The sequence below is a fragment of the Streptomyces sp. NPDC042100 genome (assembly GCF_055582325.1).
This window is the reverse complement of sequence record NZ_JBVJDK010000027.1, coordinates 19,692-44,192: the sequence shown is the minus strand read 5'-3', so window position 1 is coordinate 44,192 and position 24,501 is coordinate 19,692. Positions and strand designations below refer to the sequence as shown.

The 24,501-nt window shown below is 73.9% G+C and carries 22 protein-coding genes; 13 read left to right on the top strand and 9 right to left on the bottom strand.

The genetic code is table 11. The features are described from left to right. Nucleotides 1–114: 114 nt before the first annotated feature. Nucleotides 115–954, top strand: a complete 840-nt coding sequence (locus ACZ6J5_RS35345) for a PRD domain-containing protein (RefSeq protein WP_469398047.1) — start codon at nucleotides 115–117, stop codon at nucleotides 952–954. A 258-nt stretch (nucleotides 955–1,212) separates the two neighbouring features. On the opposite strand, the gene ACZ6J5_RS35340 is transcribed toward ACZ6J5_RS35345, so the two are convergent. Both ACZ6J5_RS35340 and xylA read right to left on the bottom strand, forming a co-directional pair. Continuing rightward, complete coding sequence (locus ACZ6J5_RS35340; protein WP_469398046.1) at nucleotides 1,213–1,677, bottom strand: hypothetical protein; 465 nt, start codon at nucleotides 1,675–1,677, stop codon at nucleotides 1,213–1,215. Between the two features lie 89 nt (nucleotides 1,678–1,766). Next, a complete protein-coding gene (gene xylA / locus ACZ6J5_RS35335; protein ID WP_469398045.1) occupies nucleotides 1,767–2,936 on the bottom strand; it encodes a xylose isomerase in 1,170 nt (389 codons plus the stop codon). 123 nt (nucleotides 2,937–3,059) lie between these two features. Here xylA and ACZ6J5_RS35330 point away from each other — a divergent pair, with 123 nt between their 5' ends. Further along, the gene (locus ACZ6J5_RS35330) at nucleotides 3,060–4,745 is read left to right on the top strand and encodes an FGGY family carbohydrate kinase (RefSeq protein WP_469398044.1); all 1,686 of its coding nucleotides are present in this window, start codon (nucleotides 3,060–3,062) and stop codon (nucleotides 4,743–4,745) included. A gap of 81 nt (nucleotides 4,746–4,826) precedes the next feature. Here ACZ6J5_RS35330 and ACZ6J5_RS35325 read toward each other — a convergent pair whose 3' ends face one another. Then, nucleotides 4,827–5,288 carry a MarR family winged helix-turn-helix transcriptional regulator gene (locus ACZ6J5_RS35325; protein WP_469398043.1) on the bottom strand — a complete coding sequence of 154 codons (462 nt, stop codon included), beginning with the start codon at nucleotides 5,286–5,288 and terminating at the stop codon, nucleotides 4,827–4,829. Between the two features lie 194 nt (nucleotides 5,289–5,482). Here ACZ6J5_RS35325 and ACZ6J5_RS35320 point away from each other — a divergent pair, with 194 nt between their 5' ends. The 7 genes from ACZ6J5_RS35320 to ACZ6J5_RS35290 all read left to right on the top strand — a co-directional run bounded on the left by ACZ6J5_RS35320 (nucleotide 5,483) and on the right by ACZ6J5_RS35290 (nucleotide 11,620). Further along, the gene (locus ACZ6J5_RS35320) at nucleotides 5,483–6,352 is read left to right on the top strand and encodes a CoA transferase subunit A (protein WP_469398042.1); all 870 of its coding nucleotides are present in this window, start codon (nucleotides 5,483–5,485) and stop codon (nucleotides 6,350–6,352) included. Next, nucleotides 6,349–7,002 carry a CoA transferase subunit B gene (locus ACZ6J5_RS35315; protein ID WP_469398041.1) on the top strand — a complete coding sequence of 218 codons (654 nt, stop codon included), beginning with the start codon at nucleotides 6,349–6,351 and terminating at the stop codon, nucleotides 7,000–7,002. Before ACZ6J5_RS35320 ends, ACZ6J5_RS35315 begins: the two co-directional genes overlap by 4 nt. A gap of 51 nt (nucleotides 7,003–7,053) precedes the next feature. Next, the gene (pcaH, locus tag ACZ6J5_RS35310) at nucleotides 7,054–7,830 is read left to right on the top strand and encodes a protocatechuate 3,4-dioxygenase subunit beta (RefSeq protein ID WP_469398040.1); all 777 of its coding nucleotides are present in this window, start codon (nucleotides 7,054–7,056) and stop codon (nucleotides 7,828–7,830) included. Between the two features lie 3 nt (nucleotides 7,831–7,833). Next, a complete protein-coding gene (pcaG, locus tag ACZ6J5_RS35305; protein WP_469398039.1) occupies nucleotides 7,834–8,403 on the top strand; it encodes a protocatechuate 3,4-dioxygenase subunit alpha in 570 nt (189 codons plus the stop codon). After that, the gene (pcaB, locus tag ACZ6J5_RS35300) at nucleotides 8,400–9,830 is read left to right on the top strand and encodes a 3-carboxy-cis,cis-muconate cycloisomerase (protein WP_469398038.1); all 1,431 of its coding nucleotides are present in this window, start codon (nucleotides 8,400–8,402) and stop codon (nucleotides 9,828–9,830) included. The genes pcaG and pcaB overlap by 4 nt, the downstream gene beginning before the upstream one ends. Nucleotides 9,831–9,901: 71 nt before the next feature. Beyond that, nucleotides 9,902–11,026, top strand: coding sequence for a bifunctional 3-oxoadipate enol-lactonase/4-carboxymuconolactone decarboxylase PcaDC (pcaDC, locus tag ACZ6J5_RS35295; protein WP_469398037.1), 1,125 nt, complete (start codon nucleotides 9,902–9,904; stop codon nucleotides 11,024–11,026). A gap of 204 nt (nucleotides 11,027–11,230) precedes the next feature. Further along, nucleotides 11,231–11,620, top strand: coding sequence for a VOC family protein (locus ACZ6J5_RS35290; RefSeq protein WP_469398036.1), 390 nt, complete (start codon nucleotides 11,231–11,233; stop codon nucleotides 11,618–11,620). A 98-nt stretch (nucleotides 11,621–11,718) separates the two neighbouring features. Here the strand turns inward: ACZ6J5_RS35290 and ACZ6J5_RS35285 are convergent, their stop codons facing one another. Next, the gene (locus tag ACZ6J5_RS35285; protein ID WP_469398035.1) at nucleotides 11,719–13,446 is read right to left on the bottom strand and encodes an IclR family transcriptional regulator domain-containing protein; all 1,728 of its coding nucleotides are present in this window, start codon (nucleotides 13,444–13,446) and stop codon (nucleotides 11,719–11,721) included. A 153-nt stretch (nucleotides 13,447–13,599) separates the two neighbouring features. Between ACZ6J5_RS35285 and ACZ6J5_RS35280 the strand changes: the two genes are divergently transcribed. After that, nucleotides 13,600–14,787 (top strand): 4-hydroxybenzoate 3-monooxygenase, encoded by a 1,188-nt coding sequence (locus tag ACZ6J5_RS35280; protein WP_469398034.1) that lies wholly within the window; start codon nucleotides 13,600–13,602, stop codon nucleotides 14,785–14,787. Between the two features lie 53 nt (nucleotides 14,788–14,840). Here the strand turns inward: ACZ6J5_RS35280 and ACZ6J5_RS35275 are convergent, their stop codons facing one another. Then, nucleotides 14,841–15,260: a MarR family winged helix-turn-helix transcriptional regulator gene (locus ACZ6J5_RS35275; RefSeq protein WP_469398057.1), complete on the bottom strand. Its 420-nt coding sequence runs from the start codon at nucleotides 15,258–15,260 to the stop codon at nucleotides 14,841–14,843. 421 nt (nucleotides 15,261–15,681) lie between these two features. Between ACZ6J5_RS35275 and ACZ6J5_RS35270 the strand changes: the two genes are divergently transcribed. Both ACZ6J5_RS35270 and ACZ6J5_RS35265 read left to right on the top strand, forming a co-directional pair. Further along, nucleotides 15,682–17,139: an MFS transporter gene (locus ACZ6J5_RS35270; protein WP_469398033.1), complete on the top strand. Its 1,458-nt coding sequence runs from the start codon at nucleotides 15,682–15,684 to the stop codon at nucleotides 17,137–17,139. 86 nt (nucleotides 17,140–17,225) lie between these two features. Next, nucleotides 17,226–18,002, top strand: coding sequence for an SDR family NAD(P)-dependent oxidoreductase (locus ACZ6J5_RS35265; protein WP_469398032.1), 777 nt, complete (start codon nucleotides 17,226–17,228; stop codon nucleotides 18,000–18,002). Between the two features lie 9 nt (nucleotides 18,003–18,011). On the opposite strand, the gene ACZ6J5_RS35260 is transcribed toward ACZ6J5_RS35265, so the two are convergent. Next, on the bottom strand, nucleotides 18,012–18,854 hold the full coding sequence (locus tag ACZ6J5_RS35260; protein ID WP_469398031.1) for a LysR substrate-binding domain-containing protein: 843 nt from the start codon (nucleotides 18,852–18,854) through the stop codon (nucleotides 18,012–18,014). A gap of 58 nt (nucleotides 18,855–18,912) precedes the next feature. Between ACZ6J5_RS35260 and ACZ6J5_RS35255 the strand changes: the two genes are divergently transcribed. Next, complete coding sequence (locus ACZ6J5_RS35255) at nucleotides 18,913–19,323, top strand: DUF5997 family protein (RefSeq protein ID WP_469398030.1); 411 nt, start codon at nucleotides 18,913–18,915, stop codon at nucleotides 19,321–19,323. Between the two features lie 621 nt (nucleotides 19,324–19,944). On the opposite strand, the gene ACZ6J5_RS35250 is transcribed toward ACZ6J5_RS35255, so the two are convergent. From ACZ6J5_RS35250 to mgtA, 3 genes are all read right to left on the bottom strand, one after another. Further along, the gene (locus ACZ6J5_RS35250) at nucleotides 19,945–20,994 is read right to left on the bottom strand and encodes a hypothetical protein (RefSeq protein WP_469398029.1); all 1,050 of its coding nucleotides are present in this window, start codon (nucleotides 20,992–20,994) and stop codon (nucleotides 19,945–19,947) included. Then, nucleotides 20,991–21,590: a hypothetical protein gene (locus ACZ6J5_RS35245; RefSeq protein WP_469398028.1), complete on the bottom strand. Its 600-nt coding sequence runs from the start codon at nucleotides 21,588–21,590 to the stop codon at nucleotides 20,991–20,993. The genes ACZ6J5_RS35250 and ACZ6J5_RS35245 overlap by 4 nt, the downstream gene beginning before the upstream one ends. Before the next feature lie 118 nt (nucleotides 21,591–21,708). Beyond that, entirely contained in the window at nucleotides 21,709–24,468 is a 2,760-nt protein-coding gene (gene mgtA, locus ACZ6J5_RS35240; RefSeq protein WP_469398027.1) for a magnesium-translocating P-type ATPase, read from the bottom strand. Nucleotides 24,469–24,501: the final 33 nt, after the last annotated feature.

Below are 24,501 nucleotides of genomic sequence, written 5' to 3'. Positions count from 1 at the left end.
GGGGCGGGCGGCCGCCCGCCCCACACCCCACCCCTCCCGCCACGGGACTCCACAGCGCACACCTCACCACTGGCCGAGGCCGGAACCCCACCCGACGGAAACGGAGGAGCACACGTGCAGGTCGTCCGGGTGCTGAACAACAACACCGTGCTGGCCTCCCGCTCCGACGGGCGGCGCGTCGTCCTCATGGGCAAGGGGATCGGCTTCGGCAGACGGCTGGGGGACCCCGTCGACAGGGCCGCCGTGCGGCACACCTTCGTCCCCACCGGGCCCCATCCGATCGGGCGGCTCGCCGACCTCGTGGGAGACCTGCCCATCGACATCACCGAGACCGCGGGCCTGATCGTCCGGGCCGCACAGGCACACACGGGAGTGCCCCCGAACCAGGCACTGCTGCTGACCGTCGCCGACCACCTCGCCTTCGCGGTGCGACGGGGCGACCACGGCACGGCTGCCTACCCCCTCGCGTGGGAGGTGTCCCAGCTCTTCCCCGACGCGCTCGCCGCGGGCCGGCAGGCGCTCCAGATCATCGCGCAGCGGCACGGTGTCCGTCTGCCGGCCGAAGAGGCCACGGCCTTCGCCCTGCACTTCGTGAACGCGCAACTGGCCGGGGACTTCGACCGGACGGTCGCGATGACGCGGCGCATCACCCAACTCCTGGACGTGGTCGGAGCGGCGATGGGGACACCGCTGGACACGGACTCCCTGTCGGTCACGCGATTCGTCACGCACCTGCGCTACCTCTTCGCGCGGATCGCCCAGGAACAGCAGATCACCAGCGCACCCTCACTGCTGTCAGACGCCATCAGACAGTCCCATCCACTGTCCTTCCGCACCGCGGAACGGCTGCGGGAGATCCTTGAGATGGACGCGCGGGGCATCACCGACGACGAGGTCAGCTACCTCGCACTGCACGTCGCCCGCCTCGCCACCGACATGGGCCGCCCCACCTGACCCGATGACAACGCCCGTGGGGCGCGGAGCCGGTGAGGAGCGTCACCTTCAGTTCCGCGCTCTCACCCTTCTTCAGGCCTCGCTGAAGACAGTCGATTTCCCGCGCCGCCTGTTTCCTCTGCTCCTCCCCCTGATCCAGGCTCACCTCGCCACAATTCGAGAACACGGTCCTGGACTCCCAACGGTCCTTGACCGGATCGTTCAGCGCGCCGCGACCGGCGACCACCAAAGGACGTCAGCCGGACCACGAACGACGCGCTAAGCGGTGGGCTCCGCCGCGCACTCGCCCACGACGGTCACCGTGCCGCCCCGCTTGACCAGGGTGTTCGCGGCGGGCTCCATGCGCGTGTAGCCGCAGGGCCCGTCGGTGAGACCGCCGCTCTCCTCGCGGTAGGCGCGTTCCAGGATCACGCAGAGGGTGCCGTCGCCGCAGGCGCCCTCGAAGAGCTTCTTGATCTCCTCCCAGTTCGCGCGCCCGACGGCCGAGTCGTCGTCGAAGAGGAAACCGTTCCTGCCCCACTCCGGGATCCGGATCGGGGCGCCGTCGTCACCGCCCTCGCCCGGGGCGCCGCTCCCGCTCGTTCCGGGAGAGGGCCGCCCGCTCGTGCCGGAGCGCCCGCCCGGGTCGCCGTCCCTGCCGCCCTCGCTGTCGCAGGCGACGGCGGCGGGAAGGCACAGGACGAGCGCGACGGCCACGCGGGCAGCGCTGGTCGAGATCCACATGACGCGTCACCGATCCCCCGACGATGAAGTGGTGCTCGGAGGATGGCACAGCGGTCACCGGCCGTACAGGGCACGGCCGGTGCCGGTGTTCAGCGCACCCCGAGAAGATGCTCCAGCGCCAGTTGGTCCAGCCGCTCGAAGGCCATCGAACGGCCTCCGGCGGCGTCCGCGTCGAAGGTCTCGTACGCCGTGGGGTCGCCGAGCAGGCCGGCGAGGCCGTCCGGGGCGGTGGGGGCGGCGAGCTCGTCGAGCCGGGAGGCGGCGAGCGCGTCCCGGACCGCCGGGTCGGCACGGAAGCCGGCCGAACGGTCCTTGAGCAGAAGGTAGTTGCGCATGCAGTTCTTCGCGGACTCCCACACCCCGTCGAAGCCGTCGGTGCGCACGGGCTTGAAGTCGAAGTGCCGAGGTCCCGCGTAACCCGCCGTCTCCAGGAGGTCCACCAGCCAGAACGCCTGGCGCAGGTCCCCGGCGCCGAAACGGAGGTCCTGGTCGTACTTGATGCCGGACTGCCCGTTGAGGTCGATGTGGAAGAGCTTCCCCGCCCACAGTGCCTGTGCGATGCCGTGCGGGAAGTTGAGCCCGGCCATCTGCTCGTGCCCCGTCTCCGGGTTGACGCCCACGAGTCCGGGCCGTTCCAGGCGCTCGATGAAGGCGAGGGCGTGCCCGATCGTCGGGAGCAGGATGTCGCCGCGGGGCTCGTTCGGCTTGGGCTCGATCGCGAAGCGGAGCGGGTAGCCCTGCTCGGTGACGTACTCCCCGAGCAGGTCGAAGGCCTCCTTCAACCGGTCGAGTGCCACCCGCACGTCCTTGGCCGCACCCGACTCGGCACCCTCCCGTCCGCCCCAGGCCACGTAGACCGAGGCGCCGAGCTCGACGGCGAGGTCGATGTTGCGGATCGTCTTGCGCAGCGCGAAACGGCGGACGTCGCGGTCGTTGGCGGTGAAGGCACCGTCCTTGAAGACGGGGTGGGTGAAGAGGTTGGTGGTGGCCATCGGCACCTTCAGGCCCGTGCGGTCGAGCGCGGCGCGGAAGCGCGCGACGGCCTTCGCCCGGGTACTTTCTTCCGCTCCGAACGGAATGAGGTCGTCGTCGTGGAAGGTCACCCCGTACGCCCCGAGGGCGGCGAGCCGCTCCACCGTCTCGACCGGGTCGAGCGCGGGGCGGGTGGCGTCGCCGAACGGATCGCGCCCCTGCCAGCCGACCGTCCACAGGCCGAAGGTGAAGCGGTCGTCGGGCGTGGGAAGAAGCTCATGCGGCATGTCCGGCTCCTTGACGAGGCTGGCCGTGGGTTTTGTTTTCTGAGATAACTAATACCGTCGGGGAAGGGGCGGGCGCCAGTGCCCGCCCACGACGACGGACAGAACCGGAAGGAGAGGTGGGTCATGCCGGCACGCCCGGTGGTCATCGGCGTCGACAGCTCCACCCAGTCCACGAAGGCCGCGGTCGTCGACGCCGAGAGCGGCGCCCTGCTCGCCGTCGGCCGCGCGCCGCACACCGTCACCGGCACCGGCGGGGCCCGCGAGAGCGACCCCGAGGAGTGGTGGGCGGCGCTCGGGCAGGCCGTCACCGCGGCTCTGAAGGAGGCCGCCGTGCCGCCCTCCGCCGTCACCGGCATCGCCGTCGCCGGGCAGCAGCACGGTCTCGTCACCCTCGACGCCTCCGGCCGCCCGCTCCGCCCGGCGCCGCTCTGGAACGACACCCGCTCCGCGCCCCAGGCCGCCGCCCTCACCGCCGCGCTCGGCGGGCCCGGACGCTGGCTCGACCGCACGGGTTCCGTCCCCGTCGCCGCCGTGACGGCCGCCAAGTGGCGGTGGCTGCGCGAGCACGACCCCGCCACGGCGGACCGGACCGCCGCCGTCCGGCTCCCGCACGACTTCCTCACCGAGCGACTCTGCGGCGAGGCCGTCACCGACCCCGGCGACGCGTCGGGCACCGGCTGGTACGCCACGGACCCCGCCGCCGGCCCGAGCCGCCTTTCCACGGGCCCCGCCGCCGGCCCGAGCCGCCCTCCCATGGGCCCCGCCGCCGGACTCGGCCGCCATTCCACGGGCCCCGCCGCCGGATCCCGCCCCCATTCCACAGCCTCCGCCGCCGGACCTGGCCCCCATCTCAAGGGCCCCGCCGCCCCCGCCGCCGGACCCGGCCGCTACGACCCGGAGATCCTCGCCCTCCTCGGCCTCGACCCCGCGCTCCTCCCGGCTGTCGCGCCCTCCGGCGGCACCCGCGCCGGCTCGCTCACCCGCACCGCCGCCGACGCCCTCGGCCTGCCGCCCGGCATCGCCGTCGCCGCCGGAACTGGCGACAACATGGCCGCCGCCGTCGGCCTCGGCCTGGGTGCCCATGGCCTCCTCGACCACCCGGTCGTGAGCCTCGGCACCTCGGGCACGGTCTTCGCCGCCACCCGCACCCGCCCCGCGAGCCCCGGCCTGTCCGGGTTCGCGGCCACCGACGGCACCTACCTGCCGCTGGGCTGCACCCTGAACTGCACCCTCGCCGTCGACCGGATCGCCACCCTCCTCGGCCTCGACCGCGAGGACGCCCGGCCCGGCGACGGCCTCGTCCTCCTGCCGTACCTCGACGGCGAACGCACCCCCGACCTCCCGCACGCCACGGGGCTGCTCACCGGCCTGACCCACGCCGCCACCCCGCCCGCGCTTCTGGGCGCCGCCTACGAGGGCGCCGTCTTCACGGTGCTCCGCGCCCTCGACGAACTCCTCGCCGCCTGCGGCCTCGCCCCCGCCGCGCCCGAGGTACGGGACCGGCCGCTGCGCCTGATCGGCGGCGGCGCGCGGGGCCGGGCCTGGACCGAGACCGTGCGCCGCCTCTCCGGCCGCCCGCTCGTGGTCCCCGCCGCCACCGAACTCGTCGCCCTCGGCGCCGCCGCCCTCGCCGCCGCGGCGGCCACCGGAGCGGAGCCGGTGGCGCTCGCCCGCTCCTGGGGGACCGGCGACGGCCGGACGCTCGGCCCCGCACCGCGCGACGAGGAGACCTGGGCGCGCATCGGGACCGTCCTCGACCGGGCCGCCCCGGCCCTCCTCGGCGCGGCGGCGGCCCCGGGCCTCGCCTGACGCTGATCGGGCCGGATGAGGCCGGACCCGACACGGGTCACGGGTCACGAGGGGCTGGGGGCAGGAGTCAGGGGCCAGGGGTCAGGGCGTGGCGGGCGGTTCCGCCGGGGTGCGCAGTTGCTCCGCCGCGTCCGAGACGCGGCGGAGCAGGGAGAGGAAGTGCGCCTGCTCCTCGGGGGAGAGGGGGGAGAGGAAGACCTGGTTCATCCGGGCCGTGCGGACGGCCAGCCTCCGATGGGTCCGCTCGCCGTCCTCCGTGAGCCGGAGCAGGGAGCGCCGCCCGTCGTCCGGGTCGCGCACCTTGTCGAGCAGCCCGCGCCGGGTCAGCCGCCCGACGACCTCCGCGATGGTGGATCGGTCGAGCGCCACCCGTTCGCCGAGCGTGCGCTGGTCGAGTCCCGGTTCGGTCAGCAGCGCGTTGAGGACGCCGAACTGGGGGGAGGTGATCTCCTCCGACACCATGGTCGTCCACAGCAGGTGGTGCCCCTGCTGGAGCCGCCGGGCGAGATGCCCGGGGTGCGTGGTCAGGTCCACCGCGGCCATGAGTGCGCCTCCCGCTGCCATTCGTTGGTGCACGGAACGATACCCGCCCCCGAACCTGCTGCCCTCGACCCGTTGACGATGCCCGGGTCGATGCAGATACTCAGTGCACTGACTAATTGTCGCAGTCGGCGACGTCCGTGGGGGAGCAGCTGTCCCGCGTTCGTTTCGCTCGGACCGGAACGAAGGGCTTCCCTATGGACAAGGTGGTCGCCACCGCCGCGGACGCGGTGGCCGACGTCCCCGACGGCGCCTCGCTCGCCGTGGGCGGCTTCGGCCTCAGCGGCGTGCCGAACGTCCTCATCCAGGCGCTCCACGAGCGCGGCGTGGGCGGCCTCGGCGTCGTCTCCAACAACTGCGGTGCCATGGACTCGGGCCTCGCCGTCCTGCTCGCCGCGGGCCGCATCGCCCGCGTCACCGGCTCGTACATCGGCGCCAACAAGGAGTTCGCCCGCCAGTACCTCGCGGGCGAGCTCGACGTCGAGCTGATCCCGCAGGGCACCCTCGCCGAACGCCTGCGGGCCGGCGGCTGCGGCATCCCCGCCTTCTACACGCCCGCCGGAGTCGGCACACAGGTCGCCGACGGCGGACTGCCCTGGCGCTACGACGGCCGTGGCGGGGTCGCGCTCGCCTCGCCCGCGAAGGAGGTACGGGAGTTCGACGGCGTCCCGTACGTCCTGGAGCACGCCATCCGCACCGACTTCGCCCTGGTCCGCGCCGCCAAGGGCGACCGGCACGGCAACCTCGTCTTCCACGCCGCCGCCCGCAACTTCAACCCCCTCGCCGCGATGGCCGGCCGGATCACCGTCGCCGAGGTCGAGGAACTGGTCGAACCCGGCGCCCTCGACCCCGACCACGTCCACCTCCCCGGGATCTTCGTCCAGCGCGTCGTCGCCCTCACCCCCGCCCAGGCCGCCGCGAAGGGCATCGAACGCCGCACGACCTCCGAACGGCGCACGACCTCCGAGCCGACGGCGGCGTCGGCGGCGTCGGCGTCGGCAGAGCACGCGGCCCCCCGTGACGTACGAGACCCCCATGACGCACGAGACGGAGTAGACCCGGCATGACCTGGAACCGCGAGCAGATGGCCGCCCGTGCCGCCCGCGAACTGCGCGACGGACAGTACGTCAACCTCGGCATCGGCCTGCCGACCCTCATCCCGAACCACCTCCCCGCCGGGGTCGAGGTCGTCCTCGAATCCGAGAACGGCATCCTCGGCACCGGCCCGTACCCCACCGAAGACGAGGTCGACCCCGACCTCATCAACGCGGGCAAGGAGACCGTCACCGTCCTGCCCGGCGCCTCCTTCTTCGACTCGGCGCTCTCCTTCGGCATGATCCGGGGCGGTCACATCGACGTCGCCGTCCTCGGCGCCATGCAGGTCTCGGCCCGCGGCGACCTCGCCAACTGGGCCGTGCCCGGGCGTCTGGTCACCGGCATCGGCGGCGCGATGGACCTCGTCCACGGTGCCCGCACGGTCATCGTCGTCATGACGCACACCGCCAAGGACGGCTCCCCGAAGCTCGTCGAGGAGTGCGACCTGCCGCTCACCGGGCGCGCCTGCGTCGACCGGATCATCACCGACCTCTGCGTCCTCGACGTCACCGCCGACGGACTCGTCCTCGTCGAGACCGCCCCCGGCGTGACGGCGGAGGAGGTCGCGGCGAAGACGGCGGCAACGGTACACGTCCCGGCCCCCGCCCCGCGGCCCGCCTGACCCGCCGCCCGCCCCGCCCCCCCGCCTCCCCCGATCCACCCAGGAGCCTTCATGGCCGACCTCACCCAGGCGCGCGTAGACGCCGAGATCGCCGCCCACCAGGACGCGTACGACCAGGCCCTCGCCTCCGGCGCCCCGCCCCGGCACCACCCGCCGCGCGACTACGCCCCGTACCGCAGCTCCCTGCTGCGCCACCCCCGGCAGCCGCTCGTGCCGGTGGGCGGTGCGGGGGACCCCGACGCCGTCGAGCTGACCGGGCCCGTCTTCGGGGCCACCGACGTCACCGAGACCGACAACGACCTGACCCGCGCGCACGCGGGCGAGCCGCTCGGCGAGCGGATCACCGTCTCCGGGCGCCTCCTGGACCGCTCCGGGCGGCCCGTCCGGGGCCAGTTGATCGAGATCTGGCAGGCCAACGCCTCGGGCCGGTACGCCCATCTGCGCGATCAGCACCCGGCTCCGCTCGACCCCCACTTCACCGGTGTGGGAAGGACCTTGACGGACGATCAGGGCACCTACCGCTTCACCACCGTCAAGCCGGGCGCCTACCCCTGGCGCAACCACACCAACGCCTGGCGCCCCGCCCACATCCACTTCTCCGTCTTCGGCACGGCGTTCACCCAGCGGCTCGTCACCCAGATGTACTTCCCCGGCGACCCGCTCCTCGCCCACGACCCGATCATGCGCTCGGTCACCGACCGCGCCGCCCGCGAACGCCTCGTCGCACGGTACGAACACGACCGTTCGCAGCCGGAGTTCTCCCTGGGCTACACCTGGGACATCGTGCTCGACGGACCCGCCGCCACCTGGACCGAGGAAGGAAACTGACCCATGCGACCCATGCTCCCCCTGCCTCCCACCGCCTCCAGCACCGTCGGACCCTTCTACGGCTACGCCCTTCCCTTCCCCGGCGGCGAACGCCTCGCGCCCGAGGGCCACCCCGACCGCGTCACCCTCCACGGCTACGTACGCGACGGCGCCGGCGAACCCGTACCCGACGCGCTCCTGGAGTTCTGGCAGGCCGCCCCCGACGGCTCCCTCGCCGGCGCGCCCGGCTCGCTGCGCCGGGACCCGGTCACCGGCGGCTTCCTCGGCCGCGACGGCACCCGCTTCACCGGCTTCGGCCGCGTCGCCACCGACGCCGACGGCCACTACGCCGTCCACACCCTGGCCCCCGGCAACCCCGGCCAACCCCACGTCGCCGTCGCCGTGTTCGCCCGCGGCCTCCTGCACCACCTGTACACCCGCGCCTACCTCCGCGACGGCCCCGACCCGCTGCTCGACCGCCTCCCGGCCGACCGGCGCGCCACCCTGGTCGCCGCCGAGGAACCGCACCGCGTCCACCGCTTCGACATCCGGCTTCAGGGCGAGGGCGAGACGGTCTTCCTGGAGTTCCCGTGACCGGGCCCGCCACCCCGGAGCCCGCGGCCCCGGACGCCGGACTGCTCGATCCCGTACGGGCGGGCTCGCCCGCCGAGGCGGCCACCGACGACACCGCCTTCCTGCGCGCCCTCCTGGACGCCGAAGCCGCCCTCACCCGGGCCCAGACCGCCCTCGGCGCCGCCCCCGCCGAGGCCGCCCGCGCGGTCACGGACGCGGCGGCGGACCCGTGCCGTTTCGACGCCCGCTCGCTCGCCCTGCGCGCCCTGGACGGCGGCAACCCGGTGATCCCGCTCGTGGCGGACCTCACCGCGGCGGCGGGGGAGTGGGGCGCCTACGTGCACCGGGGCGCGACCAGCCAGGACATCCTGGACACGGCCGCGATGCTGGTGGCCGCCCGCACCCTGGAGGCCGTCCTCACGGACCTCGCGCGCACGGAGGCGGCGCTGGCCGCCCTCGCCGCCGCCCACCGTGACACGTCGATGCCCGGTCGCACCCTCACCCAGCACGCCGTCCCCACCACCTTCGGGCTCAAGGCGGCGGGCTGGCGCTCCCTCGTGCTGGACGCGCGGGACCGGCTGATCGCCGTACGGGACGGACTGCCCGCCCAACTCGGCGGCGCGGCGGGGACATTGGCGGCGTTCGCCGAGGCGGTCGACGGTTCGGAGCCCGACGGTTCCGAACCCGACCGTTCCGAACCCGACGCCGACCGCGTGCTCGCGCTGCCCGCCGCGTACGCCCGTGAGCTCGGGCTCGCCGTGCCCCACCTCCCCTGGCACACCCTGCGCACCCCGGTCGCCGACCTCGCGGGGGCGCTCGCGTTCACCGCCGGGGCGCTGGGGAAGCTCGCCGCCGATGTGCTCACCCTCTCCCGGACCGAGATCGCCGAGGTCGGGGAAGGGACGGGCGGGGGTTCCTCCGCCATGCCGCACAAGGCGAACCCGGTCCGCGCGACCCTCGTGGCCTCGGCCGCCCGGCGGGCCCCGCACCTCGCCGCGAGCCTGTACGCCTGCCTGCCCGCCGAGGACGAACGGCCCGCCGGGGCCTGGCACGCCGAGTGGCAGCCGCTGCGCGAACTGCTGCGCCTCACCGGCGGCGCCGCCCACCACACCGCGGCCCTCGCGGAAGGACTCCGCGTCGACGCCCCGGCGATGCGGGCCCACCTCGACCTGACCGGGGGGCTCCTCGTCTCCGAACGCCTCGCGGGCGCCCTCGCCCCGTTCCTGGGACGGTCCAGGGCCCGCGCCCTGCTGGCCGAGCTGGCCGCCCGCAGCCGCGCCGAGGGCCGGGCGCTGGCCGACCTCCTCGCCGAGGCGGCCGCCACCGACGTACCGGAACTGGCCGGCACCGGCCTGGCCGACCCCGCCCAGCTGACCGCGCTGACCGACCCCACCCGAGCCACCGGCCTGGCCGGACACCTCACCGACCGCGCCCTGGAGCGACGTTGACCCCCTTGAACCCGTCGAATCCGGTGACCCCCTTGACCCCCTTGACTCCGTCGAATCCGGTGAACCCCGCGATGAGTCTCTACCACCGAGCCGAGGGCCCGGCCGGCGCGCCCGTCCTGATCCTCGGGCCCTCGCTCGGCACCTCCACCGCCCTCTGGGACGCCGTCGCCCCCGAGCTCTCCCTCACCCATCGCGTCGTACGGTTCGACCTGCCCGGCCACGGGCGCTCGCCCGCCGGTCTCATCGGGCCCGGGGCGACCGTCGCCGACCTCGCCGGGCTGGTGCTCGACCTGGCCGACGCGCTCGGTGCCGAGCGCTTCTCGTACGCCGGGGTCTCCCTCGGAGGCGCGATCGGCCTCCACCTGGCGGCTTTCCGCTCCGAGCGGATCGAAAAGCTCGCGGTGGTCTGCTCCTCCGCCCACTTCGGCGGGTCCGATCCCTGGACGCGGCGGGCGGCGACGGTGCGGCGGGAGGGCCTCGCGGCGCTGGCGGCGACGGCGGGGGCCCGCTGGTTCACACCAGGCTTCACCGTGCCGCGCCTCGTCGAGGACCACCGGACCGCCGACCCCGCCGCCTACGCCGCCTGCTGTGACGCACTCGCCGCCTTCGACCTGCGGGAACGGCTGCGGGACATCACCGTGCCCACCCTGCTGATCGCCGGCCGGGAGGACCCCGCGACCCCGCCCGCGCATCTGCGTGAGCTCGCCGACGGCATCCCGGGAGCCGCCCTCACCGAACTGCCCGGTGCCTCCCATCTGGCCCCCGCCGAGCGCCCGGAGGACGTGCTCGCCGCGCTCCGCTCCCACCTGTCGGGGACTTCCGCTCGGAGCGGAATGAAAGTACGCCGTGAGGTGCTCGGCGACGCGCACGTGGACCGGGCGCAGGCAGCGCAGACCCCGTTCACGGCCCGCTTCCAGGACTTCATCTCCCGCTACGCCTGGGGGGAGATCTGGACCGACCCGACCCTCTCCCGCCGCGAGCGCAGCCTGATCACCCTCACCGCCCTGGTCGCCCACGGCCACCACGACGAACTCGCCCTGCACGTCCGTGCCGCCCGCCGCAACGGCCTCACCCCCGACGAGATCGCCGCCGCACTCCTCCAGTCGGGCGTCTACTGCGGCGTCCCCGCCGCGAACGCCGCCTTCACCGTGGCCCAGCGCGCCCTGACCGAGGAACCCCCGCCCCCGGCCCCTTAGTCACTGATCAGTCACCGCTTGGCACGCTCCGCGCGCATCCAGCCCGCCCCTTCCGGCAGCCGACATCACTATCACTTGATCACGTTTCAAGAATCGAGGGCTTCCCATTCGGGCGACGGTGACTATGATCGACGGCGACATCGCGTGTCGGTCATCGGCTGGGTGAGGCATGGAGGTGTCGGGACATGCCGTCGGAGGCATTCCATGTCAGTCGAGTTGAACCACACGATCGTCCATGCCCGGGACAACCGGGAGTCCGCCGAGTTCTTCGCGGACCTTCTCGATCTAGAGATCACCACCGAGTGGGGTCCGTTCATCGCGGTCGCCCTGGGCAATGGCGTCACCCTGGACTTCGCCACCATCCCTGTGGACAGCATCACCCCTCAGCACTACGCCTTCCTCATCTCCGAGGAACTGTTCGACACGGCGTACGCGCAGATCGGACGGCGCGGCATCGAGCACTACGCCGATCCCCATCGGAAGCAGCCCGGCACGATCAACCACAACGACGGCGGACGCGGCGTGTACTTCATCGACCCGGCGGGCCACTTCATGGAGCTCATCACCGTGCCGTACGGCGGCTGGACCTCGTAACGGCACGCTGTAACGACACGCTCTGAGGGCCGCACTCCGGCAGGGAGTGCGGCCCTCACCCGCTGTCCGGGGGCGGGGCGGGGCGGGGGCGGCGGCGTTCAGAACGTCGGGACCCGGGCGAAGCGCTCCGTCACGTGCAGGTCTGCCTCGATGTCCGCGATCGCGCGGGACAGTTCCGGCAGCACCTCGCTCACGCACTCCTCGCGGGTCCTGCGGGCGCTGTGCAGGGCCACGTTCACCGCCGCGACGACCGTGCCCGCGCGGTCCCGCACCGGCATGGCGATCGAGCGCAGGCCGACCTCCAGCTCCTCGTCGACGAGCGCGTATCCCCGCCGTCCGACCTCCTCCAGGAGCGCGTCGAGCTCCGCGCGGCCGGTGACCGTGTACGGGGTGAGGGGGGCCGGTTCGGTGCGCGCCAGGCGGTCCGCGCGGTCCTCGGGGTCGAGCCCGGCGAGCAGGACGCGGCCCATGGAGGTGGCGTACGCGGGGAAGCGGGTGCCGATGGTGATGTGGACGTTCATGATGCGTGTGGTCTCCACCCGGCCCGTGTACTGGACCTCGTCGCCCGTCAGCACAGCTAGCGAGGCGGACTCGCGCACCCGTGCGGCCAGCGCGGCCAGGTGCACCTGGGCGATCCGGGTCAGGGTCGTACGCGACAGCGGCGGGAAGCCCAGCGACAGCACGCGCGGAGTGAGTCGGAAGGCGCGCCCGTCCGCCGCCACGCAGCCCAGGTGCTCCAGCGTGATGAGGGCCCGGCGCGCGGTGGCCCGGGCGAGTCCGGTCGCCTCGGCGACAGCCGTCAGCGGCAGCGCCTCCCGGCCCTCGCCGAAGGCCGTCAGCACCGTCAGCCCCCGCGCCAGCGACTCCACGAACTCCCGGCCCAGCTCCTGCTTCGACGCCCCGGTCCAGGCGGCGAGCCCTGTCGTCCCTGTCCCTGTCCCAGTCGCCGGGGGAGCCTGCGAGGCAGGGGAGGCGGGCGAGGCAGGGGAGGCGGGGGGAGCCTCGCGGAGCGTTCGCTCCATGCCGTCGGCCGCCTCCCGCAGGCGCGGCAGCAGGGCGTCCGGCAGCGCGGCGGCGTCGTGCCGGCTGGTGTGGCTGACGGCGCTCAGCACGCAGGCGATCCGCCCGTCGGGTCCGCGCACCGGCACCGAGAGGGCCACCAGGCCCGGTTCGATCAGCTGGTCGTCGACCGCCCAGCCCCGCCGTCGCGCCTCGGCCACCCGCGCCTCGAAGCCTTCGGCCGCCCCGGGCCGGGGCAGGAGGGCGGGGTACGCGGGATCGGCCCACGCGGCCCACTCGGTCTGTCCGGCCCGCTCGGTCCGCTCGGCCCACCCAGCCCACTGGGATTCGTTCCACTCGGAGGCGAACAAAGCCCCGGGGGCGGTGCGTTCCGCCGGCAGGGGGTCGCCGATGCGGAAGCTCACGGACATGGCCCGCCGCCGTGTCGCCTGGTGGACGAAGCGGATGCCGTCGCCGTCCGCCACCGCGAGCGACACCGACTCGTCCAGCGCGTCGGCGAGGGCGTCGGCGCGGGCGCCGAGGAGGTCCGGCAGGCGGACGGCGGCGAGGTAGGAGTTGCCGAGCTCCAGCAGCCGGGGGGCGAGGACGATGTCGCGCCCCTCGACCCGTACGTACCCCATCCGGGCGAGCGTCCCGGTGATCCGGTCGACCGTGGACCGGGCGAGCCCCGTGGCGCGCTCCAGTTCGCCGACCGGCATCCGTCCGTCGGCGCCGGTGAGCCGGCGCAGCACGTCGATCCCGCGCAGCAGCGGGGTGACGGCCTCGGGCGGCGCGGCCGGCGTCGTGTCGTGCGTGGTCGGTGACATGGGCTCCCCGTCGTGGATCTCCGGTCCACCGTAGTGAACGTGCCGGCCGAGGGGCGCGGCGGCCCGTTGACACGGGTGCCCGGCCGCGCCCACACTCCCAATATAGTGAAGATCTCTTCACTATGCGAACGGATATGAAACAGGGGAGACTCCATGCACACCACCGTCGGGATCATCGGCGGCGGCCCCTCCGGCCTGCTCCTCGCCCGGCTGCTGCACCGGGCGGGCATCGACAGCGTCGTCCTGGAGAGCCGTGACCGCGCCTACGTCGAACAGCGGCAGCGGGCCGGGATCCTCGAACAGGCCACCGTCGACGCGCTGCGCACGGCGGGCGCGGGCGCCCGGCTCGACGTCGAGGGGATTCCGCACGACGGCATAGAGCTGCGCCACGACGGCCGCGCCACCCGCGTCGACTTCCCGTCGCTCACCGGCGGCCGGCGCGTCTGGGTCTACGCGCAGACCGAGGTGGTCAAGGACCTCATCGCCCTCCAGCGCGCCGAGGGCGGCCCGCTGCTGTTCGGGGCCGAGGTCACCTCCGTGGAGGGCGCCGACACCGACCGGCCGCTCGTCCGGTACACCCACGAGGGTCGCGAACAGACGCTGACCTGCGACTACGTCGTCGGCTGCGACGGCTTCCACGGCGTCACCCGCAACGCCGTCCCCGAAGGCGAGCGCCGCACCTACGAGCGCACGTACCCCTACTCCTGGCTCGGCATCCTGGCCGAGGCGCCGCCCGTGTACGAGGAGCTGATCTACGCGCACTCGGAGCGCGGCTTCGCCCTCGCCAGTATGCGATCGCCCTCCGTCAGCCGCCTCTACCTCCAGGTCCCCAACGGAACCGACCCCGCCGACTGGCCCGACGAGCGGGTCTGGGACGAGCTCGACGCCCGCCTCGCCCTGCGCGCCGACCCCGCCTGGCGCCTCAAGCGGGGCACGGTGACCCAGAAGTCCGTGCTCCCGATGCGCAGTTCGGTCACCGAGCCGATGCGGTACGGCCGGATCCTGCTAGCCGGGGACGCCGCGCACATCGTCCCGCCGACCGGCGCCAAGGGCCTCAATCTGGCCGCCGCCGACGTCATCGTCCTGGCCCGCGCCTTCGCCCGGCTCAAGGAGACCGGCTCCACCGCCCTCCTCGACGCCTATTCCGACACCTGTCTGCGCCGGGTCTGGCGCGCCGAGCACTTCTCGTACTTCATGACCACGACCCTGCACGCCGACCCGGCCCAGACCCCCTTCGACACCCGCCTCCAGCAGTCCCAGCTCGACCGCGTCGCGAGCTCCCCGCACGCCGCCGCCGAACTCGCCGAGAACTACACGGGGCTTCCGCTCGATCCGGGCTGAGTCCGGCCCGCCCGGGGGCGGGTGCCCGGCCGTGACGGCCCGCCCCCGGAGTCTCAGGGGCGGGGCCAGGGGCGCCCGTCGAGGCGTTCGATGTCCCGGTTGAAACGCTGGAGGGCGGCGGCGAAACCGGCCACCTCCTCGGGGGTCCAGTGCTCCAGGACCCGCTCCAGCCCCTGGATGTTGAAGGCGCGGTCGGCGTCGAGGCGCCGTTCGCCCTCCTCCGTGATGCGGAACTTGCGGGCGATGCCGCCATCCGGGTCGGGGATGCGCTCGACGACCCCGGCGCGGAGCATCGCCGCGGTCTGGCGGTTGAGCGTCGAGGCGTCCAGCCCGAAGGCGTCCGTGAGCTGGCTGATCGACAGCGGGCCGTCCATGCGGATCCGGCTGAGCAGGACGTACGCGCTGCGGTCGAGGTGCCATCCGGAGGCCCGGGGGCGGGGCGTGCTGAGGTGCGAGTGCCGCCCGAGGAGCATGGTCTCGAACTCGACCAGATGGGTCGGCTTGGCCTCCGGCTCGGCCTGCGGGTCGGCCTGCTCGGCCTGCGCGGTCGGCGTGGTCGGGCCGATCTCGTCTGTCGCGTCGGTCACGTCGGTCGCGTGGGTCGGGTCGTTCATCGGGGTCCTGTCACGGCGATGTGGCGGGGCGGGCGGCTCGCGGGCGGGGGCCGCGCGGTGTGGAGCGGTGCGGATCCGTACGGAGCAGAGAGGAGGTTCGGTTCGGTTCCGTTCCGTTCCGTCGGGTTCGGTTCGCGGCGTATCGCACAGCATATGCAGGTTGCATCGCTTGTGCATGATGCATAACGTGTGTACGTTGCACAATGCCCCACCCCCGACGCATCGCCCGAACGCCGCCCGGCGCCCCGGCGAACGGCACACGCCGACCGAGGAGAGAACCATGTCCGCCCCCACCCCAGCCGCCCGCACCGGAGGCGCCGGCGGCATCGTCGGCGTACTCGCCCTGGCCGGCATCGTCGCCGCGCTCATGCAGACGCTCGTCGTCCCCCTCATCGGCGACCTGCCGGCGCTGCTCCACACCAGCGCCTCCGACGCCTCCTGGGTGATCACCGCCACCCTGCTCGCCGCCGCCGTGGCGACCCCCGTCGCAGGCCGCCTCGGCGACATGTACGGCAAGCGGCGCCTGCTCCTCGCCTCGACCGTCCCGCTCATCGCGGGCTCCGTCGTCTGCGCCCTGTCCAGCTCCGTCGTCCCGATGGTCGTCGGGCGCGGACTCCAGGGCCTCGGCATGGGCGTCGTGCCGCTCGGCATCAGCCTGCTCCGGGACGTCCTCCCGCCCGAGCGGCTCGGTTCCTCGATCGCCCTCATGAGCGCCTCCATGGGCGTCGGCGGCGCCCTCGGCCTGCCCTTCTCCGCCGCCGTCGCCGAGCACGCGAGCTGGCGGGTGCTGTTCTGGGTCGCCGCCGCCCTCAGCCTCGTCGTCGGCGTCCTCGTCTGGCTGGTCGCCCCGACCGGCCGGATCGCCCCAGTCGCCGGACGCTTCGACCTGCTCGGCGCCCTCGGGCTCGGCGGCGGCCTCGTCGCCCTGCTGCTCGCGGTCTCCAAGGGCTCCGTGTGGGGCTGGGGCAGCGCCACCACGCTCGGCCTGTTCGGCGCCTCGGCCGTGGTCCTGCTGTCCTGGGGCTGGTACGAGCTGCGCACCCGCGACCCGCTCGTCGACCTCCGCGTCACCGCCCGGCCGCAGGTCCTCATGACCAACGCCGCCTCGATCCTGGTCGGCTTCGCCATGTACGCGCAGTCGCTCGTCGTTCCGCAGCTCCTGCAGTTGCCCGAGGCGACCGGTTACGGTCTGGGTCAGTCGATGATGGCCATGGGCCTGTGGATGGCCCCGGCGGGCCTCATGATGATGGTCCTCGCCCCGCTCGGCGCCAAGCTCTCCGCCGCCCGCGGCCCCAAGGTCACCCTCTCCGTCGGCAGCCTCGTGATCGCCGTCGGCTACCTCTCCTCACTGCTCCTCATGAGCACCACCTGGGGCCTGCTCATCGTCACCCTCATCTGCAACACGGGTGTCGGTCTCGCGTACGGGGCCATGCCCGCCCTCATCATGGGAGCCGTCCCGCAGGCCGAGACGGCCTCCGCCAACAGCTTCAACACCCTGATGCGGTCCATCGGCAGTTCGGTGTCCGCCGCCGTCATCGGCGTCGTCCTCGCCCAGCTCACCACGGACTTCGGCGGTCACGCGCTGCCGTCCGAGAGCGGCTTCCGCATCGCGCTGCTGATCGGCGGCGGCGTGGCCCTCGCCGCCTCGGCCGTGGCCGCCCTCATTCCCGTACGTCCGGCCGCCGCCCCCGTCGCCGAGCCGCGCCCCGCCCCGGCGGCGGACGCGACCACGGCGTGAGCGGCGCCACGAGCAACCCGTGCGGCCCAAGCGACACCGGTAGGCGGCACCAGCAGCACGAGCACCAGGAACGGAGCACCACCCTCATGACCCACCCCCAGGACTTCGCCGGCCGCACGGCCGTCGTCACCGGGGCCGGCTCCGGTATCGGCCGCGCCACCGCCCTCGCCTTCGCCGCCCGCGGCGCCCGGGTCCTCGTCGCCGACCTGAACGGCGACGCCGCCGCCGAGGTCACCGCGCTGATCGAGGAGGCCGGCGGCACCGCCGTCGCCGTCGTCGGCGACCTCAGCGATCAGGCGGTCGTCGACCGGCTGGTCGCCACCGCCCTCGACGCCGGGGGACCGGACGGCACCATCGACGTGCTCGTCAACAACGCCGGGATCATGGACAGCATGTCCGCCGTCGCCGACGTGTCCGATGCCGAGTGGGAGCGCCTGCTGCGGATCAACCTCACGGCGCCGTTCCTGCTGACCCGGGCCGTCCTGCCGCACATGCTGGCGGCGGGCAAGGGCGCCGTCGTCTTCACCGCCTCCGAGGCGGGACTGCGCGGCTCCGCGGCCGGTGCCGCCTACACCGCGGCCAAGCACGGCGTCGTCGGCCTCACCAAGTCGCTCGCGGTGACCTACCGGCACCGGGGCATCCGTACCAACGCGGTCGCCCCCGGCGGCACCCTCACCAACATCCGGGTCGATCTCGACCCCGAGGCCGCCGGGCCGCAGGCCCTCGGCGCCTACATGGGCAACGTCGGACAGCCCGCCGGGGCCGAGACCCAGGCGGAGGCGATCGTCTTCCTCGCCTCCGACGCGGCGAGCAACATCAACGGGGCTGTGCTGCCCGTGGACGGCGGCTGGTCCGCCGTCTGACGACGGGCCCTAGGACCGGCGGCGCGGCTTCCCGGAGCGTCCGCTCTTGGGGGCCGCGCCCCCGGCCGGCTTGCGCCGCCCGCCCGCGCCCTGGGGCTTCTGCCCGCCGCCCTGCTTCTGCCCGGCACCCTGTCGGCGGCCCTGCTGGGGCTTCGCCGCCGTGCCTGGCTTGCGGTCCTTCTCCTCCGGACGCCGCCCGCGCGAGCTGTTCACCGTGCGGCCGCGCACGATCCCGATGAAGTCCTCCACCAGCTCCGTGGTGGCGTCCTCCGGCCACGACAGCGCGATCTGGGACTGCGGGGTCCCGGTCAGCGTCCGGTATGTGAGGTCCTTGCGGTGGTGCAGGCGCGCCAGCGACTGGGGCACGGCCAGCAGGCCGATCCCCGCCGCCACCAGCTCGATCGCGTCCGCCGTGGTCGCCGGCCGCTCGAACGCGGGACGGCCCGGGGGCGCCTCCCAGCCGAGGGTGTCGTCCAGCGGGTGCAGCAGGATCTCGTCGGCGATGTCCTCGACCGCCACCTCCTCTTCCGCCGCCGCCACGACGTGGTCCTTGGGCACCACGATCACGGTCGTCTCGACGTACAGGGGGATGGCGCTCAGCTCCGTACGGTCGACCGGCAGCCGCAGGAAGCCCGCGTCCGCCTTCCGCTCCCGCAGCAGGCCCTCCGCCTCGGCGGGCTCGACCTGCACGAGCTCCAGCGGGACGTCGGGCAGCCGCTCGTTCCAGATCCGCACCCACTTCGAGGGTGTCACCCCCGGCACGTACGCGAGCCGGAATGCGGGGGAAGCCGGAGAACCGGAGGAACGGGAGGGGGCGGGAGCGGGGGTGGGGGATGTGTCCGAGCCTGTCACCTGCCCAGATTACCGGCCGTGGTCGGCGAAGGCGCACCCGCCCGATATTCTTGTCAGCATGACGCAGCACCAGACCGCCCAGACGATGAAGCCCGCCACCGCGGCGAAGAAGCTGGGTGTGTACCTCGACGCCACCCCCGCCGACTTCCGCGAGGGCGTCGTTTCCCGCGCCGAGCTCAACGCCCTCCAGACCGACCCGCCGGAGTGGCTGCGCGAGCTGCGCCGCACCGGTCCGCACCCGCGCCCCGTCGTGGCGGCGAAGCTGGGCGTCTCCATCTCCGGCCTGGCCCGGGGAGGCATCACGGAGCCCCTCACCACCGAGCAGATCGACGCGATCAAGGACGAGAACCCGGAGTGGCTCCAGAAGGAGCGCGCCACGCAGGCCGACGTCCGCAAGGAGACCGTCCGCATCAAGGAGCTCCACGCCGAGAAGGCGGAGAAGGCCGCGAAGGCCGCGAAGCCTGAGTAGGCCCGAGTAGGACCGAGGAGGGCTGAGCCTCTCCGTAGTCCCCGCCGTGTCCCGTCGGTCCGGCGGGGTCGGCGGGCGGCAGCCCCGGGTCCCGCAGCGCCACGGCCCGGACGTGCGGATCGGCCGCGTCCGCGAGGTGGCGGATCCGGCCCTTGGGACAGCACGGGTGCTCGACGATCAGCGGCCGCAGCCACTCGGCCTCGCCGACGTCCCAGTGGAACGCCGCCCGCGCCGTGCCGTCGCCGGGATCCAGCTCGGCCTCCACGAGTGCGTACAGCCGCGCCCTCGGTTCGGCGTCGGTGCGCCGGCCGCGCGCGACCGCCATCCGCGGGTACGCGTCCGGGGCAGCGCCGGTGTCCGTAGCAGCTGGCCGGCGATCGTGCGGCGCGTCGCGGGGGAGAGCCGCGCGCCCCGGAGCCTGGCGGCGGCCCCCGGCTCATGGCGCAGCACGGCTTCCACCACGGCGTCGGGGACCACCCCGGGCCGCCGGAGGATGCCGGTCTGCCCGGCCGGGTGCGCGGCCGGGCGGAGCAGGGTGCCTTCGGGGCCTCGGGATTCCGGCCGAGGCCGGTGAGGAGCGGGCGGACGGAGTGCGTCATGCGGGCTCCTGGGGCGGGTGGTTCATTCCGGGCGGGGCTCCGACCCCTCGGCTTGGCCGGGAGCGGTGAAGTCCGGGCTCGCGAAGTCGGGCTCAAGGGAGCCCAGGGCCGGGAGGCGCCTGAGCGGGTGGGAGGCCGTGCGCCGCGTGGAACGGGCATCGGGACCGGAGAAGGGGCCGCCCGCATCGGTGCCCGTGCCCGGCCCCGTGCCCTTATCCGTACCCGCGCCCGTATCCCCATCCGTGTCGAGTGCGACGCGAAGGAAGGGGACGATGCCGCGTTCCAGCAGCGCGTTCCGCCAGGCGTCCCGGGCGGCGGCCACGTCGTCCCGCTCGGGTGCCGGTGGCGGCGGTCCCGCGCGCAGGGCGGTGACGACGAGGCCGACGACGGCGACGAGGGTGCCCGCCCCGGCGACCGCCGCGCACCACCAGCCCGTATGGACCAGGGCGCTGGCCAAGGACGACGCTGGATCGAGCACCGTGAGGACGTAGCCGACCAGCAGGAAGATCAGCGCGGCGGTCCCCGCCAACGCGGGAGCGAGGACGGCGACGACGGCCGGGACTCCCGCCCCGTACCGCGTCTCGGCAGGATCTTCGCGGGGCGTGCGGGGGTGCGCACGCGGCGCCGTCGGCCTCCGGATCCCGCGCGCCCGTGGTGCCCTCGGCGCCTTCGGTGTCTCCGGGCGTACGTGGAGCCCGAGCAGCGCCGCGAGCAGGCGGCGGCCGAAGGACATCCGCGCCCAGCGCGCGGGGGTCACCTCAGTGCCCGCCGGGCGTCCGCCCCCCAGCACGGCGGCCGCGAATCCTCGGGCGGGAGCGGTGGACGGGGCGGGGGAGCGTGGGGCGGAGCCGCGGTGGTGCTCTCGTACGCGCACGTAGCGGTCGTACTCGACGGCCGCGGCCGCGTTGATGACGCCGGAGGCGGTGAGGGCCAGCGTGCGCACCCGCTCGGCGTCGCGGCGCCCGACGAGGGCCGACAGCTCCGGGCGTTCGTGGGCGGTGCGCAGCACCTCGTCGATGATCCGCTCGTAGTCGGGGCGGTCCTCGGTCAGCAGGTGCGGATGGTGCGTCACGGTCCCTCCTCCCCGAGCACGGGCCCCTGCCGCCATCGTGGCGAGGGATCGGGGGTGAGGGGATCCGTCGCGGCGGGCCGTCGCACCGCGCGCGCGGGGACGGTGGGGGAGTGCGGTGCTCCGGGTGGAACAGCGGGCCGGCCGTCCTGTTCCCGGCCCTCCTGTTCCGGGGCGGCCTGGTTCTCACCCGGCGGTGGCGGTGGCGGTGGCGCGGGTTCCGGGGCCGGGGCGGCCGGCTGACGTTCGCCGGTGACGGCCTCGTTCACCGTCTGCACGCGCCCCAGTTGAGTGAGGAGCATCGGGGCCGAGATGCCGACCACCAGGGCGGCGTACCCGCCGCTGATCTGGCCCGTGGTCCCGAACAGGACCGCCGCACCCGCCCCCATCACCCCGTGCACGACGGCGGCGACGGCATCGACAGCGGGGTCGAAGTAGGCCGGGAACCGAGGGGCCTCGCCCGTCGAGGTTCCCTCCGCGGCCGACCGCCGGTGTGCCCGGCGGTCCTCCTGCCAGGAGACGAACCGCGCGTACACGTCCAGCGCCCCGCGCAGCAGCCCGCCCGCCGCCCCCAGGAGGATCAGCGTCGTAACGTCCACGCGCTCCCCCGGCCGACGGCACCGACCCCTGCTCGCGCACTACCGCTCACGGCCATGCCCATGACCAACAGCCTGCCATGTCCGCCGCCGTCCGTGGGTTCTTTCTCGTCACCCGTCTTCAGAGCCAGGTCCCGAAGCGGCGGATGTACAGCGTCTTCACCGCCTGCGTCAGCGCGCAGTAGGCGAGCAGGACCCCGATCAGCCACGGGAAGTACGCGGCCGGCAGGGCCACGAGGCCCAGGCTGTCCGCGAGCGGCGAGAACGGCAGGTACAGGCCGGTCAGAATCGCCAGGGCCGTCATCGCCAGCACCGGCCACGAGGCCCGGCCGCGGAGGAACGGGATCTCGCGGGTGCGGATCACGTGGACGATGAGGGCCTGCGACAGCAGCCCCTCGACGAACCAGCCGGACTGGAACAAAGCCTGCTCCGCCGGGGTGTCGGCGGCGAACACGTGCCACATCACCAGGAACATCGCGATGTCGAACACCGAGCTGATCGGGCCGATGACCAGCATGAACCGCCCGATCCCCTTGGCGTCCCAGTCGCGCGGCCTCCGCAGGTAGGCCTCGTCCACGCGGTCCCACGGCGTCGCCAACTGGGCGAAGTCGTACACCAGGTTCTGCACGAGCAGCATCACGGCGAGCATCGGCTGGAACGGGAGGAACGCGCCGGCGACGAGGACCGAGAAGACGTTCCCGAAGTTCGACGACGCCGTCGTCTTGATGTACTTGACGGTGTTGCCGAAGGTCGTGCGCCCCTGCACCACGCCCTGTTCGAGGACGGTGAGGTCCTTCTCCAGGAGGATCACGTCGGCCGACTCCTTGGCGATGTCCACGGCCGTGTCCACCGAGACGCCGACGTCGGAGTCCCGCAGCGCGGCGGCGTCGTTGACGCCGTCGCCGAGGAAGCCGACCGTGTGGCCCTCCGCCCGCAGCGCGCGCACGACCCGCGCCTTCTGTACGGGGTCGGCCTTCGCGAACACGCTGGTTCGGGAGCTCAGTTCGCGCAACTCCGCCTCGTCCAGGCCGTCCAGCTCGGCGCCCGTGACGACCCTGCCGACGTCCAGGCCGACGTCCGCGCAGACCCGCGCGGCGACCAGCTCGTTGTCGCCGGTGACGACCTTCACCCTCACGCCCTTGTCGGCGAGCGCCCGCAGCGCCTCGGCCGCGTCGGCCTTCGGCGGGTCGCGGAACGCGAGGAAGCCGATCAGCGTGAGGTCCCACTCGTCGGTCACGCCGTACGTGTCGCGCGGTGTCCGCAGCGCCCGGGCGGCCACCGCGAGCACGCGCAGCCCCTGCCGGTTGTGCTCCTCCGCGACCCGGGCCGCGTCCTGCCGAAGCCGCTCGGTGAGCGCGACGGTCTCGCCCCCGTCCCGCATCCGGGTGCACAGGGCCAGCACCTCCTCGACCGCGCCCTTGGTGATCATGACGTGCTCGGGGCGCCCGAGCCCCGCTCCGAGGCCCGCTCCAGGGTCTGCTCCGGGATCCGCTTCGAGCAGCCCGTTGCGGTTCAGGACCACGGACATACGGCGTCGGGCGAAGTCGAAGGGGATCTCGTCGACCAGCGTGAACCGCGCGTCGACGACAACCTCCTCGGCCTCGTCGATCCGGGCCGCGACCGCCCGGTCCATCGGGTTCCGCAGCCCGGTCTGGAAGTGCGCGTTGAGGTAGCCGTACGCCAGGACCTCCCGGTCCTCGTCCCCGCGCACGTCCAGGGAGCGGTCGAGGACGATCCGGTCCTCGGTCAGCGTGCCGGTCTTGTCCGTGCACAGCACGTCCATCGCGCCGAGGCTCTGTATCGCGTCGAGCCGCTTGACGACGACCTTCCGCTTCGCCATCGCGACCGCTCCCCGGGCCAGGTTGGCGGAGACGACCATCGGCAGCATCTCGGGCGTCAGGCCGACGGCGACGGCCACGGCGAAGAGGAAGGCCGCGTCCCAGTCGCCCTTGGTCAGGCCGTTGACGGCGAACACGACCGGCACCATCACCAGCATGAAGCGCAGCAGCAGGAAGCTGACCCGGCGCACGCCGTCGTCGAAGCCGGTCCGCGGGCGCTCGCCGGCGAGCGCGCCCGCCATCGAGCCGAAGTAGCTGTCGGAGCCGGTCGCGACGACCAGCCCGGTCGCCGTCCCGGAGGTCACCGACGTGCCCATCAGGCACAGGTTCCCGGCCTCCACCGGGTCGGTCACCTCCGGCCGGCCGTCGTCCACGCCCCGGATGTCGTCCTTGGCCACGGGCAGCGACTCGCCCGACAGGGCCGCCTGGGCGACCATCAGGTCCTTGGCGGCGATCAGCCGCAGATCGGCCGGGACCAGGTCGCCGGCGGCCAGCCGTACGAGATCGCCCGGGACGATCTGGTCCATGCCGACCTCGCACGGCGTCGGCAGGCTGTTGCGGCCGGCCCTGCGCACGACGGCGGCGGTCGTCGTGACGAGCCGGGCCAGCGCGTCCGCCGCCCGGCCGGAGCGGTACTCCTGCCAGAACCGCAGCAGGCCGCTGACCAGCACCATCACCGACAGGATGACGACACCCGGGTCGGCGGGCTCCTGCCAGAACATGACGGTGGCGAGGAAGGCCAGCACGGCGACGAAGGGGCTCGCGTACGCCTTCGCGAGCTGGACGTACCAGCGCGGCGCACGCTCCCGGGCGACGGTGTTCGGGCCGTGGCGCTCCAGGCGCGCGGCGGCCTCGCCCCGTGTGAGTCCGTTGTGGGTGGCGGCGAACTCCCGCAGGACCCGGTCGCCCGGGTGTCCGGCGATGGCGACGAGCCGGGCGGCGACCCGGCGGGTACGGGCCTCCAGTTCGGCCGCCTCGCGTTCACGGCGGATACGGGTGCCCCGGCCCGGCGGCGCGAGCTTCTGGGGCGTGAACAGGGTCATGACGGATCCTCCCTCCGCGGTTCCGGGCACGCC